The sequence below is a fragment of the Erwinia sp. OLFS4 genome, assembly GCF_002752165.1.
GTDB lineage: Bacteria > Pseudomonadota > Gammaproteobacteria > Enterobacterales > Enterobacteriaceae > Izhakiella.
In genome coordinates this window covers 117,022-132,870 of record NZ_MOMB01000047.1, presented here as the reverse complement: position 1 = coordinate 132,870, position 15,849 = coordinate 117,022, and the positions used below count along the sequence as shown (strand labels likewise).

The window sequence follows — 15,849 nt, the reverse complement described above, 5'->3', positions numbered from 1 at the left end:
AGTTGAACCGTGCCGAATCCAATGATTCCTGTTGGCACGCTTAACCGCGTACGTGCCAGTATCAAATTTACCGACCATGCCGAACTCAACGTTTCGGCTTCATATCTTGCTAAGGAGGGTATTGAGTTGACCTTCCAGGGGAATATGACCGATTTCCTCCCGGCCATGACCGGAGCCGTTCAGTCACCTCAGCCGTACATGATTATGCAGGCTAAGGTACACCTGTTGCGCAGCCAGTCCCTTGGATCGCAGTACAAAACGCAGTGGGAAGCGAACTCTGCAATTGGCGATGCTCAGGTGTATTCGGACAGCAAAGTTTTTGGCGATTTTCAGCTTTTGAATACTGCCATCACGAGTGTGGCTGACATGAGCTTCGCAGGCGGTGAGCCGGGCGTTGCCCTTACTATCACTGGAACCTATTACATCAACTCGGAAATGTGGGATCTCTGATGAAAATTTCTCGAAACCTGAACCTGATCGTTCCTGTCGAAACTGAACTGGGTACGGCTTACGTTCATTCTGCGCCAATCTCGAAAGAGGTTTACCGCGAGCACTTCCTGATTTTGGCTAAAACTTTCGCGGCAATTTTCACTGAAGGGCTGGGAATTGTTGCCGGACCTCGGGTGGCATATCTCTTCCTCGAAAAAATCGCGAAAAGCAATGATGCCTGGGATGGTTCAAACGGCGTTCACAACACTCTGGTCAACGAGATCATTCGCCTCTCAAGTCTGGTCTATCCAGTTGAGGGAAAGGGGTGGGATACCAAACCGCTGGATGTGGCGCTGGAGCGTGAAATTGTCGATATGGATGATGTGATCGGCGAACTCGTTTTTTTTACATGCGTCTCGTCAGTGAACAAACCAAATCAGGCGAAGGAAGTTATGGACCAGGTCAATGGAGTATGGGGCAGTCAAACCACGTCCTTGAGTCTTATGGACTGGACTGCTTCATTGCAGACGTTGAAGCCTGCCGCCAATACTGGCGAGACGGTGAACACGTCATCTCAGAAATTCTCGACTTCTCCGCCGGAGTCGGATTCCCCGAACTCTGGACAGATAGCGGAATAAACCTGAAAACAGCGGCTCAGTTACGTGAGCTGCTGAAACTTAAACCGCCGCGGGGGTTGTTCTGATGGCAGGGAATCAGCTTCCAGTTTTGACGCTGGATTTCGACGACGAAAAAATCAAGGCGCTCCACGAGATCGCCGACAAATTTAAGGCAGCTATCGCCGTCGGGCCGGGTGGTTTTCCGGTCCCGGCTCTCACGGCTCGGCCACCAGCCAAAAAACCTGAAGAGCAGACAGGGAAAAAGCCGGATGCGTCCGGTTTCGACAAGTTCATGAAGGGGCTGAACAAGGAAGCCCAGGGCACACTGAAAACCTTCACGCTCATCAATAAAACTCTCGGGGCTACCACCAGTACGCTGAAGGGGCTGTTTGCCACCACCATCAGTTGGGGGACTAAAATTGCGGCGCTGAGTGTTGCGGGGCCGTTTGGCTATGGGCTGGTGGCCCGCCACGTTGCCGATCAGTATCGCACCGCGCAGGGTTTGAATGTCACCTCCGGACAGATGCAGGCGGCCAACAACGTTTACGGTACTCGTATCAGCAACACCAGCAATATCATGCAGGCGCTGGCGGGAGTACAGAACGATCCTAATAACCCGCAATATGCCGGGATTATGTCGTTGGGCATTAATCCGCAGGCTGGCGCAGCTGAGAACATGCCTAAGCTGCTGACGGGCGTTTCGCGCCTTTTACAGCAGTACAAAGGCACAGGTGTGTCGCAATCCGTCCTGAAAGGCTACGGTCTCGATGGCGTGATCGATGTGGCGACCGCTAACCAAATTCTGGCGAACAGTGATCGTCTGCCGCAGTTGAATAAGCAGTTCGCTGAACAGTCACAGGTTCTTGACCGGGATATGGGTAGCGGCACTCAGCAGAAATACCAGGATGTAACTGCAAAGTTTGAGTACAACGCCGACCGGATTGGTAACTCTTTCCTGAAGGCGCTGGCGAAGCTGAGCGGCCCTATCGGTAAAATCTCCGATAATCTGACCGCCAGCATTGAAAAATTCCTCAACGGTAAAAACGGGAAAGCTGTATTCGACACGCTGGCAAGCGGCCTGCAAAAACTGGGTGACTGGCTGGGTGGAGATAGCTTCCAGACCGACCTTAAAACCTTCGCAGATTGTGTAAAGGCCATCGTTACAGCGCTGGGCCAGGCCATTAAGTGGATAGCCGGTAATGTTCCGGGAGTGGATCTGTCAGGGGCAGGGAAAGGGCCGGATCAGGTAAACCCAATCCTTAAAATGTATGGGGATGAATACCTGAATGGGAAACTACCAGGTTCAAATCCAGCAACAGGAAAGTACACCGGAATTTGGTCCGATAAAAACATTTTTGATAAGAATGGCCTTGGTTATCACATGCCAGGTAGTCAACTGGCTTCTTTGAAAACTAGATTTGATAAGGTTGCCCAGGATAACCAACTACCAGCTGGGCTACTTGGCGCTGTAGCAATGAAAGAGTCCAGTGGTAACCCGTTGGCTTACAACAAAAAGTCAGGGGCTGCCGGACTCTTCCAGTTTACTACCCCGACAGCGGCTGGCTATGGATTGTCGACAATGGAACGCTTTGATCCAGAGAAGTCTGTCGATGCTGCTGGCAAATATTTCCGCGACAATCTGAACAGATACGGTGGGGATATTGCAAAAGCGCTGGCCCAATACAACGGCGGGAATATTGCAGTATCGAAGGACGGTAATCTCAATCTCAAAAAAGAGACTGTCGATTATCTCCTGAATATTCTGCCGAAAGTGCAGGGGGCAGTTGAGCAGCATCCGGGCATTCTCCAACAGTTGAGTGACGCGAGCAGCACCCTTGGCAAGGGGAGTGTTAGCGATCGGGCCACAATCAACCTCCAGGTAAACGAAAAGCCAGGCTCCGATATTCAGGCTCAGGTTCAGGGGATCTACATAACGCCGAGGTAACGCATGGCATTGAACTACTTTGGTCAGGCTTTCCGTCTGGCCTTCGAGGTTTCGCCGATAATTCTTGTTGAGGGCATTGCCTCCGAAATACCCGGGGGCATGATGCCGATCGCGGTTCTGACCGAAGGTGTGAGTATTGTTGATGGTCTGCTTCACGGTGAACTCTCCGGACCAACAGCCCACTTCACTCCAATGGCCGGAACTTCACTAATCAGGCAAGAAATCGGAACGCTCAATTTTTACAACATGGCGACGGCGGCTAACTCGGTTATCAACCGTCCGAACCAGGTGCGAATGCAGATGCTACGCCCTGCATCCACGAAGGATGGAGGGTACGCAACCAAGGGGATCACCTTCACCGCCCTGAAGCTGGCACTGGATAAGCACAATCAGAGCGGTGGGTATTACGTCGTGATGACGCCCTCGTATATTTACACTGGTTGCCTGATGCGTTCGATGATCGATGTGTCGGGATTCTCTGAGCAGAACAAGCAAGTTCAGCACACATGGGAAATTGAATTTGAGCAGCCACTTCTCGCAATATCACAGGTGGAAGCGGCGCTAGGCGGTCTGATGAGTAAATTTGAATCGGGAATGCCAACAACCTTTTCAGCAGATACAAAATCCTGGTGGAGTAATGGTGATCTGATTCCTGCCATTCCGAAATTATAGGCTACTCAATGACAACAACGATTGCTTTTGCTCCTGACGGGAAAACACCTTTTTCGTTCCAGGCAACAGTAGGTGGCGCGAAGTTATTCGCGACCGTGCCTTATAACATCTACGCCAATCGGTATTACCTTAGGCTAACAGATGGTCAAGGCCAGGTCGTGGCGTACGTACCACTGGTTGGATCTCCTGACGATTATGACATCAACTTGGCGCTCCCCTATGCGCCGGGATCTCTCGTCTATCGGGTCAGTTCTAACCAGTTCGAGGCGACCTGATGAAATACTACAGACTTGAGCTAACCGACAAAAATGGCAAAACGCCACTGGATGATACTGGTAACCTAATCGGACCGTTTGACAGCTCGCGGACTCCCGGGTCAGCGCTGCAAATACAGTTCGATGCGCTAATCACTGGATATGACGTTGTTTCCAGCGGTACCAGAATCTCCCTGTTTGGCGTGCCAATTTCAATGCTGCGGGAGAGCACGCAACTGGCAGGTTGTCAGGTGGATTTGATCGCCGGCTTTTCTGCTGGCCTGCCACTGGCAAATCCTAATCAAGCTGGGCTTATTCTCAGTGGGCAGATTTATAACCCTTTCCCGGTATGGCAGGGTACTAACCAGTCTCTTAATTTCGTGATAAACCCAAGTCCATTGTTGAATGACAAAGGGCAGGAGAACAGCATCACCCTAGACGGGAAAAAGGGGGAAAAATTAAGTGATGTGCTTAACCGCGCACTGACCGCTGCGTACCCAGGCTTTGCGATTGAAATCGCGATCAGCGATCAACTGGTTCTTCCGGAAGATGCTGTCGGCGTCTATTCCCGTTTAACTCAACTTGCTGCCGTAATTCGAAGTCACTCTTTCTCTTATGTAAATCGCGATGATTACACCGGGGTGCAGATGGTGATGCAAAACAAAATCATCCGGGTCTTTGACAATGAGGTTGGTGACGCTGGCGGCATCCAGATTCTTCCTCAGGAACTCGTGGACCAGCCGAACTGGATTGGAATGTTCAGTGTTTCGTTCAAATGTCCCATGCGTGCAGATCTGCGCTGTGGTGATGTGGTGGAGTTGCCGCAAAATATCATTTCTGGCCCTGGCTCACTGCTTTCGGTTAACACAGAACGCTCGTACTCATCGCTACGTGACCGGGTGAATTTCTCAGGTAAATTCCTCGTCACATCCGTGCGCCATGTCGGTGATTTTCTTAACCCTGATAACACCAACTCCTGGGTCACAATCTACGAGGCCGTCGTGCTGGCGAAGAATACAACATGAGCAATGGACAAACTTTTCCTTTCCTGAAGGCTCTCAATAACGCGATTCATACGGCAAATGAAGACCTGGCCGCTATATCCGGCCGATCTCTACCTTGTCATGTTGTTGCGGTTGACGGGCAGATTGTCACAGTGCAGTTCGATATGCTTCCTGATGGCACTCAGTACCCGCAGACAACCCTTCCTGTCGCTACTTTTGAATACATCAGATACCCGATACAGAAAGGTGATAAAGGGGTGACCGTGGCTGCTGATGTTTCGCTGCGAGGGGTATCAGGCTTGGGGGCCGGGATTGCTAGCAGGTCGTTAACGCTATCACTGGTTCCACTGTTCTTTGTACCTTTATCCAATGCGGGTTGGACGAAGGAGGAACCGAACAAAATAGTGCTATATGGTCCTGATGGTGCCATTCTGAAAACGGCGGACGGAGCCAGTTCTGTAACTGTTGAGCCGGGAAAAATCACCGAAAAGGCAGATGAGATACATCTGGAGGCGACCAATATTTTCCTCAAAGGCGTTATCCACCTGAACGGCTCGATTGTGCAGGATGCCAGCGAGATGAGCGATACGACAGCAACGTTAATTGGTCCGCTGAATGTTACCAATGATGTAATCGCAGATGGGGTTAGTCTGACCAAACACCCACACGCTGTTGAAGGAGTGCAGAGCGGAGGAGACACCGTCGATTCTAAACCACCTACACCAACTGAATAAGGGCTACCAATATGAGGACGTGGGGGCGCGTTACTGACGCGAACGGGAAAAAAACGTGGGTACTGGTCGAGCCTGATGCAAACGGGGATTTCTCATACGGCTGGCTGACTACTCTTATCCAGACGCTAAAGCTCGGCTTGGGGGAGTCGCCGTTCTATGCTCAGTACGGTATTCCGGCGCAGCAGTCGATAGTTCAGCAGGTTTACCCTGACTATTACGTCAACATGGTACAGCAGCAGTTTGCTGGATACTTCGCATCACTGACAATATCAAAAGTAGATGGGGCTGCTAACCCCACCTATAAAATTGATGTTATTTTTCTAAGCGGAGTTAGCTATCAAAAAACGGTGGCTGTTTGATTCGATGTATGATCGGGATAGTCAGTTGCTAATAAAAACAGTATCAGTGTAACTGCCAGTGCGGGTGTTCACTACTTCATTTGTTTTACGAGAACGAATATCAACCTTAATGCCCATAAACAAGTTTGGCTCAGCCATGGACGCCTTAAGAGTGAATGAGGATGGAAGAAGAATATCAAAAGTTAGCGCTTGTTTATCATAAATATTTGTTGGTCCTAATTTTCCAGAAGTGCTAATGCCACAGTCCGCTGGTTTGTACATGTTAAAATTTTTTTTGTTATAGCAATAGATCTCTGCCTTGAATGGATATGCGGTTATAGATGCAGACTGAAAATCATGTTTTGATTCTGTGTCGCGTGCTCTAGCTTGTGATTCTATTTGTTCAGTACGTATTTTATTTGCTGCATTATTTTCTTCAACTTGTTGTTGCGCATCCCATTTTGAAAGAAATTTGTACTCTATTTTTTTCTGCTGAGACCATCGGCCTCTAGATATAAGAAATCCTTGTTCAGATGTTCCATTTTCATGAGTGACGGTGACTGGGCATTCAGTTGAGTCTCCATCGCCAAATTTTACATTACCTGTAGGAGTTATTTTCTGAATTTTATTGATCTCTGTACTATTTAATTCATTGATTATTTTTTCATTAGTTATTTTGTTTGTGTAATTACCAATGCTTAGACAATCAGAAAGATCTGTCTGGTGTGCATATGGTACGCATCCGGATGTGATCATTGTTATTAATAGCAGTAATTTTTTCTTCATAAATTATCCTTAGGGGAGAATATGTCTGATCTGCCCATAATCATGACCGAGGCGGGGGCACAGCCCACGCCGCCGAAGACCATTTTAGCCAGTCTGATTTCTCGTGTCGCTGCAAAAGTACCTGGCTACACCGCAAACCTGCCACCGGGACTGATAACCGATATGGCTGGTACAGGCACAGGAGCGATTGCACTGATTGATCAGCTACGTGTCGATCTTATCAATTCATGTAGCCCATACGGCGCTAATATCCCGCTGCTGATGCAGTTAGGTAACATTTACGGCGTGCAGCAAGGGGAGGGAACAAACACATCCGTGTATGTGGTGTTCTCTGGCCTTCCGGGATTCCCTATACCGAAGGGCTTTACTGTTGGCGATGGAAATAACCAGTACGCGGTGGTGCGTGATGCGGTAATCCCCTCAAGCGGACAAACTGAGCCTTTGTACTGCCTGGCAACGTCTGAGGGTTCCTGGGCGGTACCAGAAGGTTCAGTTACGCAGATCATCACTTCGGTACCGAAATCTCAGCCAGTAACCTGTACTAACCTTGTTGCTGGCCTTCCAGGCGAAGGAGAACAAAGCTATTCATCTTATCGTGCACAGGTGATGCAGGCGGGGATGATGGCAGTACAAGGTACACCCGACTGTTTTCGTTCATTATTGCAACTGGTAGATGGAGTGCAGAAAAACCTCATCTCGTACCGGCAGGCGGCGCTTGGAAAATGGGTTGCTGTTGTAGGAGGTGGAGATCCGTATGAAGTTGCTTATGCTATTTACAAATCCGTACCGGATATATCCATCCTGACAAACGATGTGAGTAATCCATCAGGTGATGAGGTGGAGAAAAAAACAATTGAGATCGATGTTTACCCCGATGTGTATCGTATTCCTTTTGTAGTGCCGTCATCCCAGAATGCGATGATTTTTATTACCTGGAATACGGCATCAACAAGTTATATCGACCCTGATGGGATGGCTAAGGCAGTTCAGCAAAATATTGTCGATTATGTGAACTCTGTTGCTGTAGGTCAGCCAATAAATATCTTTGAGATACAGGAAATATTTCTTAACTCCGTAAAAGATTTAGTGCCTTTATCTTTAGTTTCAATGATTCAGGTTCAGGTCGGTATTAACGGTAAAATCAAACCACCTGTTGACAACTCCAGTCTGGTATATGGCGATACTTACGCCTATTTTTCTACGTCTACCTCCCAAGTTCAGGTTAAACAATATGAAGGATCTAACTAAGAAAATAATCCCCGCATATCCCTTCGTTCAATACAGAGATGACAAAAACATAGTGGCTTTTTTTGAGTCATACAACGAGATTGCACAGGAATATTTAGATTATCTTAATAATCTTAAGTTGCCATGCTGGACGTCATCGCTAATTATTGGCGAACTTCTGGACTGGATCGCTATGGGTATATATGGAGAGGAGAGGCCATTATTACAGGTGTCAGAAGATGCAATTGCTCGAGGAGCGTATAATACCATTGAGTACAATGTTATAGCTTACGCCAGGATGAAAAATTATATACCTGGCTCAGCATCCTATGTCCCTGATGATTACTTCAAAAGGATTTTAACATGGAATTTTTATAAGGGCGATGGGACTCATTTTTGTATTGACTGGCTTAAGCGTCGGGTTGCGCGTTTCATTCATGGTGTAAATGGCGTAGACCCATGCTTGCAAAGTACGTATGACGTTAGTGTAACAGTAGATGCAGGAATGTTTTCAATTGCCATACCGGATTATGGAGATGGTGTTGGGCATTTTCTCAAGGATGCCATTGATCAGTCTTTGGTTAAACTGCCATTTATTTATGAGTATTCGACAACGGTGGTTGTGAAATGATTACAGGATTCGGTAACAACGTAATTTCGTCACTGGCGGCAGATATTACCGCCAGCCAGACCACCCTTCAGGTGATGCCAGGTAACGGAAAGGTTTTTGCTAAATTGCTCACCAGTGATTATACGAATGCTTCGAATAATCTTCGCGTGTACGCAAAAATAACGCTGACAGATGCCAAAGAAACCGTTTTTGAGGTATGCCACCTTACCGCAGTGAGTAACGATATGCTGACCGTAGTACGCGGGCAGGAGGGAACCACGGCGAAAGGGTGGGCACTGAACGATGTGGTGGGTAATTTTGCGACCCGCGGCTCTGAAAATCAGTTTGTACAAATAGAGCAATTGCAGAGCGGACATTATACGGCGGGTGTTGCTGGCGGTACGGCGAATGCGCTGACGCTGGAACTGCCGGCCACGTATTTCCTGCACGGAAATACAGACTGGACGTTGAGGACTCCTCTGGTTGTTATCCCGCAACTGAATAATACCGGGGAAGCCACGCTTCAGCTTACTCTTGGGGGTAAAGTTTCGGGGAATTATCCGCTGCTAAAAAAGGGCGGTCAGAAGCTTGGTGCCGGTGATTTACTTAAAGATGTTCCTTTCCTCTGCATTCCCGACAGGATGAAAACTTTTTTTTCGGTTCTGAATCCCTCCGGCGTCAGTTTCGACACTTACCCTGTCGGGGCACCCATCCCCTGGCCGTCAGACGTAACCCCGGCAGGATATACGCTGATGTCAGGTCAGGAGTTTAACAGACAGCAGTACCCGCTTTTAGCGGCAGCATACCCTTCAGGCCGGCTGCCGGATATGCGTGGCTGGATTATAAAGGGTAAACCGGAGAGCGGTCGCGCTGTGCTCTCGGTGGAGCAGGACGGTATTAAAAGCCATACGCACACGGCCTCCGTCAGCAGTGTCGACCTGGGAAGGAAGATGACCAGCTGGTTTGATTACGGCTCAAAACAGACGACAACGTTTGACTACGGCGGCAAGGGGACTGACGCGCAGGGGGCGCACAGTCATGCCTTTCCCTATAACCCGTGGACAGGCGAACAGAGCGGCGGTCTGGCTGCCGGACAAAGAACAAGCGGTGCATGGACGGCGGACCGGTCGTCGACTGACGGTCAGCACGGCCATACGGTTTACATTGGCCCTCATGACCACTGGGTCGGTATCGGTGGTCATAATCATTATATCGATATGGGGGCGCACGGTCACAGCGCCACCATTGACGCGACAGGCAATGCGGAAAACACCGTTAAAAATATTGCGTTTAACTACATTGTGAGGCTTGCATGATTAAGCTGATTCTTTCCGCGCCGGTTCCGGCGATGGCACAGGCGTTCGACAGCGCCTTTTCCGCTATACCGGACGTCACCGTGCATCGCGGTCCGTTTGAAACACTGGAGGCGTTTGACTGCATGGTCAGCGCCGCCAACAGCTTCGGCCTGATGGACGGCGGCGTTGATGCGGCCATTACGGCGTTTTTCGGGACGCAGCTTCAGACACGGGTGCAGAACCGTATTATCAGGGAGTATCTGGGGGAGCAGCCGGTGGGTACCGCGTTCGTTATTGAAAGCGGGAACAGCAATCATCCCTGGCTGGTGCATGCCCCGACCATGCGCGTGCCACAGGCAGTCGACGGCACTGATGCGGTGTACAACGCCACCCGCGCGGCGCTGCTGGCTATCCACCAACATAACCTGAATGCCACGGATGATAAGAAAATCCGTACCGTTGTGTTCCCGGCGATGGGTGCCGGATGCGGGCGGGTGCCACCGGAGAGTGTGGCCCGGCAGATGCTGCTTGCCTGGCAGAGCGTCATCTTACCGACACGGAATATCAGCTGGCAGTATGCGACAGAGCGGCAGCGGGCAGTATTTAACACAACGGCATATTGCCCGTCGGCAACCTGCTGCCCGAACGCCGGCACAGGATACATCGGGCTCGGGGATTACAGAACCACCTGTTCCCGTACGGGCCAGCCCTGCATCAGTCTGAAACATCAGGCTGATGATGTTCTGAGCGGGGCGTATCAGCAGTCTACGCATGTGACACCTGGTTCTCATTCTCACGGTGTCCCTTCATCCACATGGGGGCGCCATGACCATAATCCTTCCATCAGCATCGGTGCACACAGCCACGGAGTAAAAAAATGACCTTTAAGATGAGCGAAAAAGCACAGACACTGAAAGTCTATAACCTGCGGGCCGACACGCAGGAGTTTATTGGTGCGGGGGATGCTTTCATTCCGCCCCATACCGGACTGCCTGCGAACTGCACGGACATTGCGCCGCCTGATATCCCTGCCGCTCATGTGGCGGTATTTGACCCGGATAAGGCAAAATGGTCACTGGCAGAGGACCACCGGGGCAGGACGATTTTTGATACCGGAACGGGGAGAGAGATTTATGTTACCGTGCCGGGACCTCTGCCCGACAACACGACCTCACTTGCGCCTGACGGTCAGTATCAGAAATGGGACGGCAGAAAGTGGGTGAAGGATGATGAGGCTGAAAAAGCGGCACGGCTGCGTGATGCAGAAAACCAGAAGAGCCGCTTGATGCAGACAGCGAATGTGAATATCGCCCCACTGCAAGATGCGGTTGATCTCGATATTGCTACGGATCAAGAAAAGCGACTATTAACGGACTGGAAAAAATATCGCGTATCACTGAACCGGGTGGATACGTCAATCCCACTTGATATTGAGTGGCCCCAAACGCCATCAAACTAAGGTTTGGTACTTTATTGGGCTTCCCCAAAACAATAGCTAACTATGTGTAATAAGTGTAGTTATCTGATGTGGTTTCGGGCTGTTTATTCATGCTCACAAATCAAAAAAGTTAATATTATTCATGCGATTAACATAAAATTGCATGAATACTGCATTTTCATTTGGGTTCGCAAATGGCTAACATTCGCGATATTGCCACCGGTGTCCGCGAGTCAGCGCGCTTTTACGTTGAGCTGGCGAGGCTGGGGGTGCAAATTCAGTGCTTTGACGTTGGTGGCGGTCTTGGCGTCGATTATGAAGGTACGCGTTCGCAGTCTGATTGCTCGGTTAACTACGGACTGAATGAATATGCTAATAATGTTATCTGGGCCATCGGCGATGCCTGTAAAGAGCACGGATTACCGCATCCAACGGTAATTACCGAGTCCGGTCGGGCGGTGACGGCCCATCACACCGTACTGGTATCCAATATTATTGGCGTTGAGCGCAATGAATTCAGCACCCCGCAAGCGCCGGGTAGCGATGCGCCTCGTCCGATGCTTAGTATGTGGGATACCTGGCAGGAGATGCAGGAAACCAGCAATCATCGGTCGCTGCGTGAGTGGTTACACGACAGCCAGATGGACCTTTTTGACATTCACACCGGTTATTCGCAAGGGCATTATGACCTGATCCAGCGGGCATGGGCTGAACAGCTGTATCTTAGTATCTGTCACTATATTCAGCATCATCTGGACCCCAGTAACCGCGCTCATCGGCCAATTATTGACGAGTTACAGGAACGTATGGCGGACAAAATGTACGTCAATTTTTCTCTGTTTCAGTCAATGCCGGACGCCTGGGGAATTGACCAGCTATTCCCGGTTTTGCCGCTGGAAGGGCTGGACAAGCCGCCGGAACGGCGGGCGGTTTTGCTTGATATCACCTGTGATTCTGATGGGGCAATTGATCATTACGTTGATGGCGATGGCATTACCACAACCATGCCGATGCCGGAATATGATCCACAGAATCCGCCGATGGTTGGCTTTTTCATGGTCGGTGCTTATCAGGAAATTCTTGGCAACATGCATAACCTGTTTGGTGATACCGAAGCCGTGGACGTGTTTGCTTTTCCTGATGGCACTCTGGAAGTACAGATCTCCGATGAAGGCGATACCGTTGCTGATATGCTGGAATATGTCCAGCTGAAGCCGGATGAGTTGCTGACCCTGTTCCGTAATCAGGTCAGACAGACCGATCTTGACGAGGCGCTGCGTGCGCAATTCCTGCAAGAGTTTGAAAATGGACTATACGGCTATACTTATCTCGAAGATGAATAATTATCTTCAGGCGGGGCCATGTAATGGCCCTACAAGTATGGCGACACAATCGTGATCATCTCCGGGAGATAGCGATGGGTTTTTTTGATCAGATAATTAAAAATATTGCAGGTGGTCAGGGTAAAAGTGACGTTCAAGGCCCGGAGTCTCAGGTTTTGAATGTCGTTTTACAGTGGGTCCAGGAGCAGGGTGGTTTTCAGGCCGTGCTGGGCAAACTGCAACAGGGCGGTCTTGGTGCCATTCTCAGCAGCTGGCTGGGGCAGGGCGCAAATGCCTCCGTTGAAGCCAGCCAGCTTCAGTCAGCGTTTGGCAACGGTGAACTCCAGTCTCTGGCCGATAAGCTGGGTACCAATACAGAAGGGGCCGTCAGCCAGCTGCAACAGGTGCTGCCTGAACTGATCGACAAAGCCAGCCCGCAAGGCTCGCTGAACACCGAGCAGTTAGGCTCGCTGGTAGATAATATTTTTGGCCGAAAATAACCTAAAGCCCTGCCGATCGCCATCCGGTCGGCGGGCTTTTTCAGCGCCCGGTCGTTTTGTTGTTAGCCAGTAATTTGTTGCCCGGGGCACCCTGTGCCTGAACAGGCAGCCTCCTGCTGCTCAGAGATAAACCCCGTGTTTCCCTCCGGTGATCCCCTTCGCCAGTCGCCTGCATCAAACTGGCAATATGGCGCCAAAGCTGCGAGATAAAAACAGCCTGACCATTGCGCTTGTGACGCTGGCCTGGCAAACGCAGTGTCAATGCGTATTCAGCATTACAGATTTAGCGCCGTGCTCCATGTACATCCGGACCTCATTTCATGTACATTGTTGAACGACCTTCTGTAGCTTTGCCTGATAATTACCTGATATCAATAAGTTAAGGACGGCGAAGCGTTAAATCTGACCGGGAGTATAAAATGTCATCTCGTAGAGAGCTTGCCAACGCTATTCGTGCATTAAGTATGGACGCTGTTCAGAAAGCCAAATCTGGTCATCCTGGTGCCCCGATGGGCATGGCGGATATTGCGGAAGTATTATGGCGCGAGTTTCTGAATCATAATCCTGCTAATCCGCTGTGGGCCGATCGCGACCGTTTCGTGCTGTCTAACGGCCACGGTTCCATGCTGATTTACAGCTTGCTGCATCTTACCGGCTACGATTTGCCGATGAAAGAGCTGGAAAATTTTCGTCAGCTCCATTCCAGAACCCCTGGCCATCCGGAATATGGTTACACCCCGGGGGTTGAAACCACCACCGGCCCGCTGGGGCAGGGCGTGGCAAATGCTGTCGGCATGGCGATTGCCGAACGTACTCTTGCCGCGCAGTTTAACCGGCCTCAGCATGAAATTGTTAACCATCATACCTGGGTATTTATGGGTGATGGCTGCCTGATGGAAGGCATTTCTCACGAAGTATGCTCTCTGGCTGGTACGCTGAAGCTGGGCAAACTGATTGCATTTTATGATGACAACGGCATCTCGATTGATGGACATACGGACGGCTGGTTTACCGACGATACCGCGCAGCGTTTTGAGGCGTATCACTGGCATGTGATTCGTGGCGTCGATGGCCATGATGCCAGCGCTATCAAACAAGCGATTGAAGAGGCGAAAGCGGTAACCGATAAACCGTCGCTCATCATCTGCAAAACGATTATTGGTTTTGGCTCGCCGAACAAAGCCGGCTCACATGATGCCCACGGAGCGCCGCTAGGGGATGAAGAGATTGCGCTGACCCGCAAGCAGCTGGGCTGGAACTATGCGCCTTTTGAAATCCCGTCAGAAATTTATGCCCAGTGGGATGCGCGGGAAGCCGGTAAAACGAAAGAGTCTGACTGGAACCAGCGCTTTGCCGCTTATGCCAGCGCTTATCCTGAGCTGGCGGCTGAATTTAAACGTCGCATGGCCCATCAGCTGCCGGATAACTGGCAGGCAGAATCGCAGAAATTTATTGCGCAGTTGCAGGCTAACCCGGCAAAAATTGCCAGTCGTAAAGCCTCACAAAACACCATCGAAGCCTTTGGTAAAATCCTGCCGGAATATTTAGGGGGCTCTGCCGATCTGGCACCCAGTAACCTCACCATGTGGTCAGGTTCAAAACCGATCAATGACGATGCCGCTGGAAACTATATTCATTATGGCGTGCGTGAATTTGGTATGACCGCCATTGCTAACGGTATTGCTTTGCACGGCGGTTTCCTGCCGTACACCGCGACCTTCCTGATGTTTGTTGAGTATGCCCGTAACGCAGCGCGTATGGCCGCTTTAATGAAGATTCGTCAGGTAATGGTGTATACCCATGACTCGATTGGTCTTGGGGAAGACGGTCCGACCCATCAGCCGGTGGAACAACTGGCCAGCCTGCGGGTAACGCCAAATATGAGCACCTGGCGTCCGTGTGACCAGGTGGAATCCGCGGTAGCCTGGAAATATGCCATTGAACGTCAGGATGGTCCCACCGCGCTGATTTTTTCACGCCAGAATCTGGCCCAGCAGCCGCGGAGCGCGGACCAGCTGGCCAGCGTGGCTCGTGGGGGTTATGTACTTAAAGACTGTGATGGCCAGCCACAGCTGATTATCATTGCCACCGGTTCTGAAGTTGAACTGGCGGTGGCGGCGGCAGAAAAACTGAGCGCGCAAGGGGTAAAAGTTCGCGTGGTTTCTATGCCATCAACCGATACCTTTGATAAACAGGATGCCGCCTATCGTGAAGCGGTTCTGCCAAAAGCGGTCGGTGCCCGGCTGGCCATTGAAGCCGGTATTGCCGATTACTGGTACAAATATACCGGTCTGCACGGTGCGGTAGTCGGCATGACCACTTTTGGTGAGTCTGCCCCGGCGGAGAAACTGTTTGAGCAGTTTGGTTTTACCGTCGACAATGTGGTTGCTCAGGCAAAAGCGATTTTATAACGCTGTGCTTGCGTTGTCCTGGCTGGGTGTTGCTCAGCCCGTGGTGGTACAGGGAAACCGGCCGGTTTCCCCTGTTTTCTCACCCCGTTACCTTTTGTGATGTGGATCTAATTATTGCAGCTTATTTGACCGCAATCATTTCAGTTATTCCTCAATTCCTTTATTCTTGCTGAACCGTTTCAGGTTCAGGTATGCCTGACAACTCTGAAGTCCGGGCTGTCGGTTAAAGACGAAAAATTACTGTACAAATAGCAAAAGCGGCCTCAG

Annotated in this window: 16 protein-coding genes and 1 pseudogene; 16 read left to right on the top strand and 1 reads right to left on the bottom strand. The window is 50.3% G+C overall.

Annotated features, from left to right (window positions below):
* Nucleotides 1–21: 21 nt before the first annotated feature.
* The 8 genes from BL249_RS09230 to BL249_RS09195 all read left to right on the top strand — a co-directional run bounded on the left by BL249_RS09230 (nt 22) and on the right by BL249_RS09195 (nt 6,014).
* Nucleotides 22–450 (top strand): hypothetical protein, encoded by a 429-nt coding sequence (locus BL249_RS09230; protein ID WP_099707203.1) that lies wholly within the window; start codon nt 22–24, stop codon nt 448–450.
* Nucleotides 450–1,067 (top strand): hypothetical protein, encoded by a 618-nt coding sequence (locus BL249_RS09225; protein ID WP_099707204.1) that lies wholly within the window; start codon nt 450–452, stop codon nt 1,065–1,067. Before BL249_RS09230 ends, BL249_RS09225 begins: the two co-directional genes overlap by 1 nt.
* Before the next feature lie 64 nt (nt 1,068–1,131).
* A complete protein-coding gene (locus BL249_RS09220) occupies nt 1,132–2,991 on the top strand; it encodes a lytic transglycosylase domain-containing protein (RefSeq protein ID WP_099707205.1) in 1,860 nt (619 codons plus the stop codon).
* 3 nt (nt 2,992–2,994) lie between these two features.
* Nucleotides 2,995–3,663 (top strand): hypothetical protein, encoded by a 669-nt coding sequence (locus BL249_RS09215; protein ID WP_099707206.1) that lies wholly within the window; start codon nt 2,995–2,997, stop codon nt 3,661–3,663.
* An 8-nt stretch (nt 3,664–3,671) separates the two neighbouring features.
* Nucleotides 3,672–3,938 carry a hypothetical protein gene (locus BL249_RS09210; protein ID WP_099707207.1) on the top strand — a complete coding sequence of 89 codons (267 nt, stop codon included), beginning with the start codon at nt 3,672–3,674 and terminating at the stop codon, nt 3,936–3,938.
* Nucleotides 3,938–4,942, top strand: coding sequence for a hypothetical protein (locus BL249_RS09205; RefSeq protein WP_099707208.1), 1,005 nt, complete (start codon nt 3,938–3,940; stop codon nt 4,940–4,942). Before BL249_RS09210 ends, BL249_RS09205 begins: the two co-directional genes overlap by 1 nt.
* On the top strand, nt 4,939–5,655 hold the full coding sequence (locus BL249_RS09200) for a phage baseplate protein (RefSeq protein ID WP_099707209.1): 717 nt from the start codon (nt 4,939–4,941) through the stop codon (nt 5,653–5,655). The genes BL249_RS09205 and BL249_RS09200 overlap by 4 nt, the downstream gene beginning before the upstream one ends.
* Nucleotides 5,656–5,666: 11 nt before the next feature.
* Nucleotides 5,667–6,014: a hypothetical protein gene (locus BL249_RS09195; protein WP_099707210.1), complete on the top strand. Its 348-nt coding sequence runs from the start codon at nt 5,667–5,669 to the stop codon at nt 6,012–6,014.
* 21 nt (nt 6,015–6,035) lie between these two features.
* Here BL249_RS09195 and BL249_RS09190 read toward each other — a convergent pair whose 3' ends face one another.
* Complete coding sequence (locus BL249_RS09190) at nt 6,036–6,779, bottom strand: hypothetical protein (protein WP_099707211.1); 744 nt, start codon at nt 6,777–6,779, stop codon at nt 6,036–6,038.
* A 21-nt stretch (nt 6,780–6,800) separates the two neighbouring features.
* On the opposite strand from BL249_RS09190, the gene BL249_RS18740 reads away from it, so the two are divergent.
* The 8 genes and pseudogenes from BL249_RS18740 to tkt all read left to right on the top strand — a co-directional run bounded on the left by BL249_RS18740 (nt 6,801) and on the right by tkt (nt 15,582).
* Nucleotides 6,801–8,027 (top strand): baseplate J/gp47 family protein, encoded by a 1,227-nt coding sequence (locus BL249_RS18740; RefSeq protein WP_143354813.1) that lies wholly within the window; start codon nt 6,801–6,803, stop codon nt 8,025–8,027.
* Entirely contained in the window at nt 8,011–8,637 is a 627-nt protein-coding gene (locus tag BL249_RS09180) for a hypothetical protein (RefSeq protein WP_099707212.1), read from the top strand. Before BL249_RS18740 ends, BL249_RS09180 begins: the two co-directional genes overlap by 17 nt.
* On the top strand, nt 8,634–9,932 hold the full coding sequence (locus BL249_RS09175; RefSeq protein WP_099707213.1) for a phage tail protein: 1,299 nt from the start codon (nt 8,634–8,636) through the stop codon (nt 9,930–9,932). The genes BL249_RS09180 and BL249_RS09175 overlap by 4 nt, the downstream gene beginning before the upstream one ends.
* Nucleotides 9,929–10,792: a macro domain-containing protein gene (locus tag BL249_RS09170; RefSeq protein ID WP_099707214.1), complete on the top strand. Its 864-nt coding sequence runs from the start codon at nt 9,929–9,931 to the stop codon at nt 10,790–10,792. The genes BL249_RS09175 and BL249_RS09170 overlap by 4 nt, the downstream gene beginning before the upstream one ends.
* Entirely contained in the window at nt 10,789–11,370 is a 582-nt protein-coding gene (locus BL249_RS09165) for a tail fiber assembly protein (protein WP_099707215.1), read from the top strand. Before BL249_RS09170 ends, BL249_RS09165 begins: the two co-directional genes overlap by 4 nt.
* A gap of 146 nt (nt 11,371–11,516) precedes the next feature.
* Nucleotides 11,517–12,692 (top strand): annotated as a pseudogene (gene speA, locus BL249_RS09160) (biosynthetic arginine decarboxylase); the annotation flags it as partial.
* A gap of 74 nt (nt 12,693–12,766) precedes the next feature.
* The gene (locus tag BL249_RS09155; protein ID WP_099707216.1) at nt 12,767–13,171 is read left to right on the top strand and encodes a YidB family protein; all 405 of its coding nucleotides are present in this window, start codon (nt 12,767–12,769) and stop codon (nt 13,169–13,171) included.
* Between the two features lie 419 nt (nt 13,172–13,590).
* Nucleotides 13,591–15,582, top strand: a complete 1,992-nt coding sequence (gene tkt, locus BL249_RS09145; protein WP_099707218.1) for a transketolase — start codon at nt 13,591–13,593, stop codon at nt 15,580–15,582.
* The last annotated feature ends 267 nt before the right edge of the window (nt 15,583–15,849 follow it).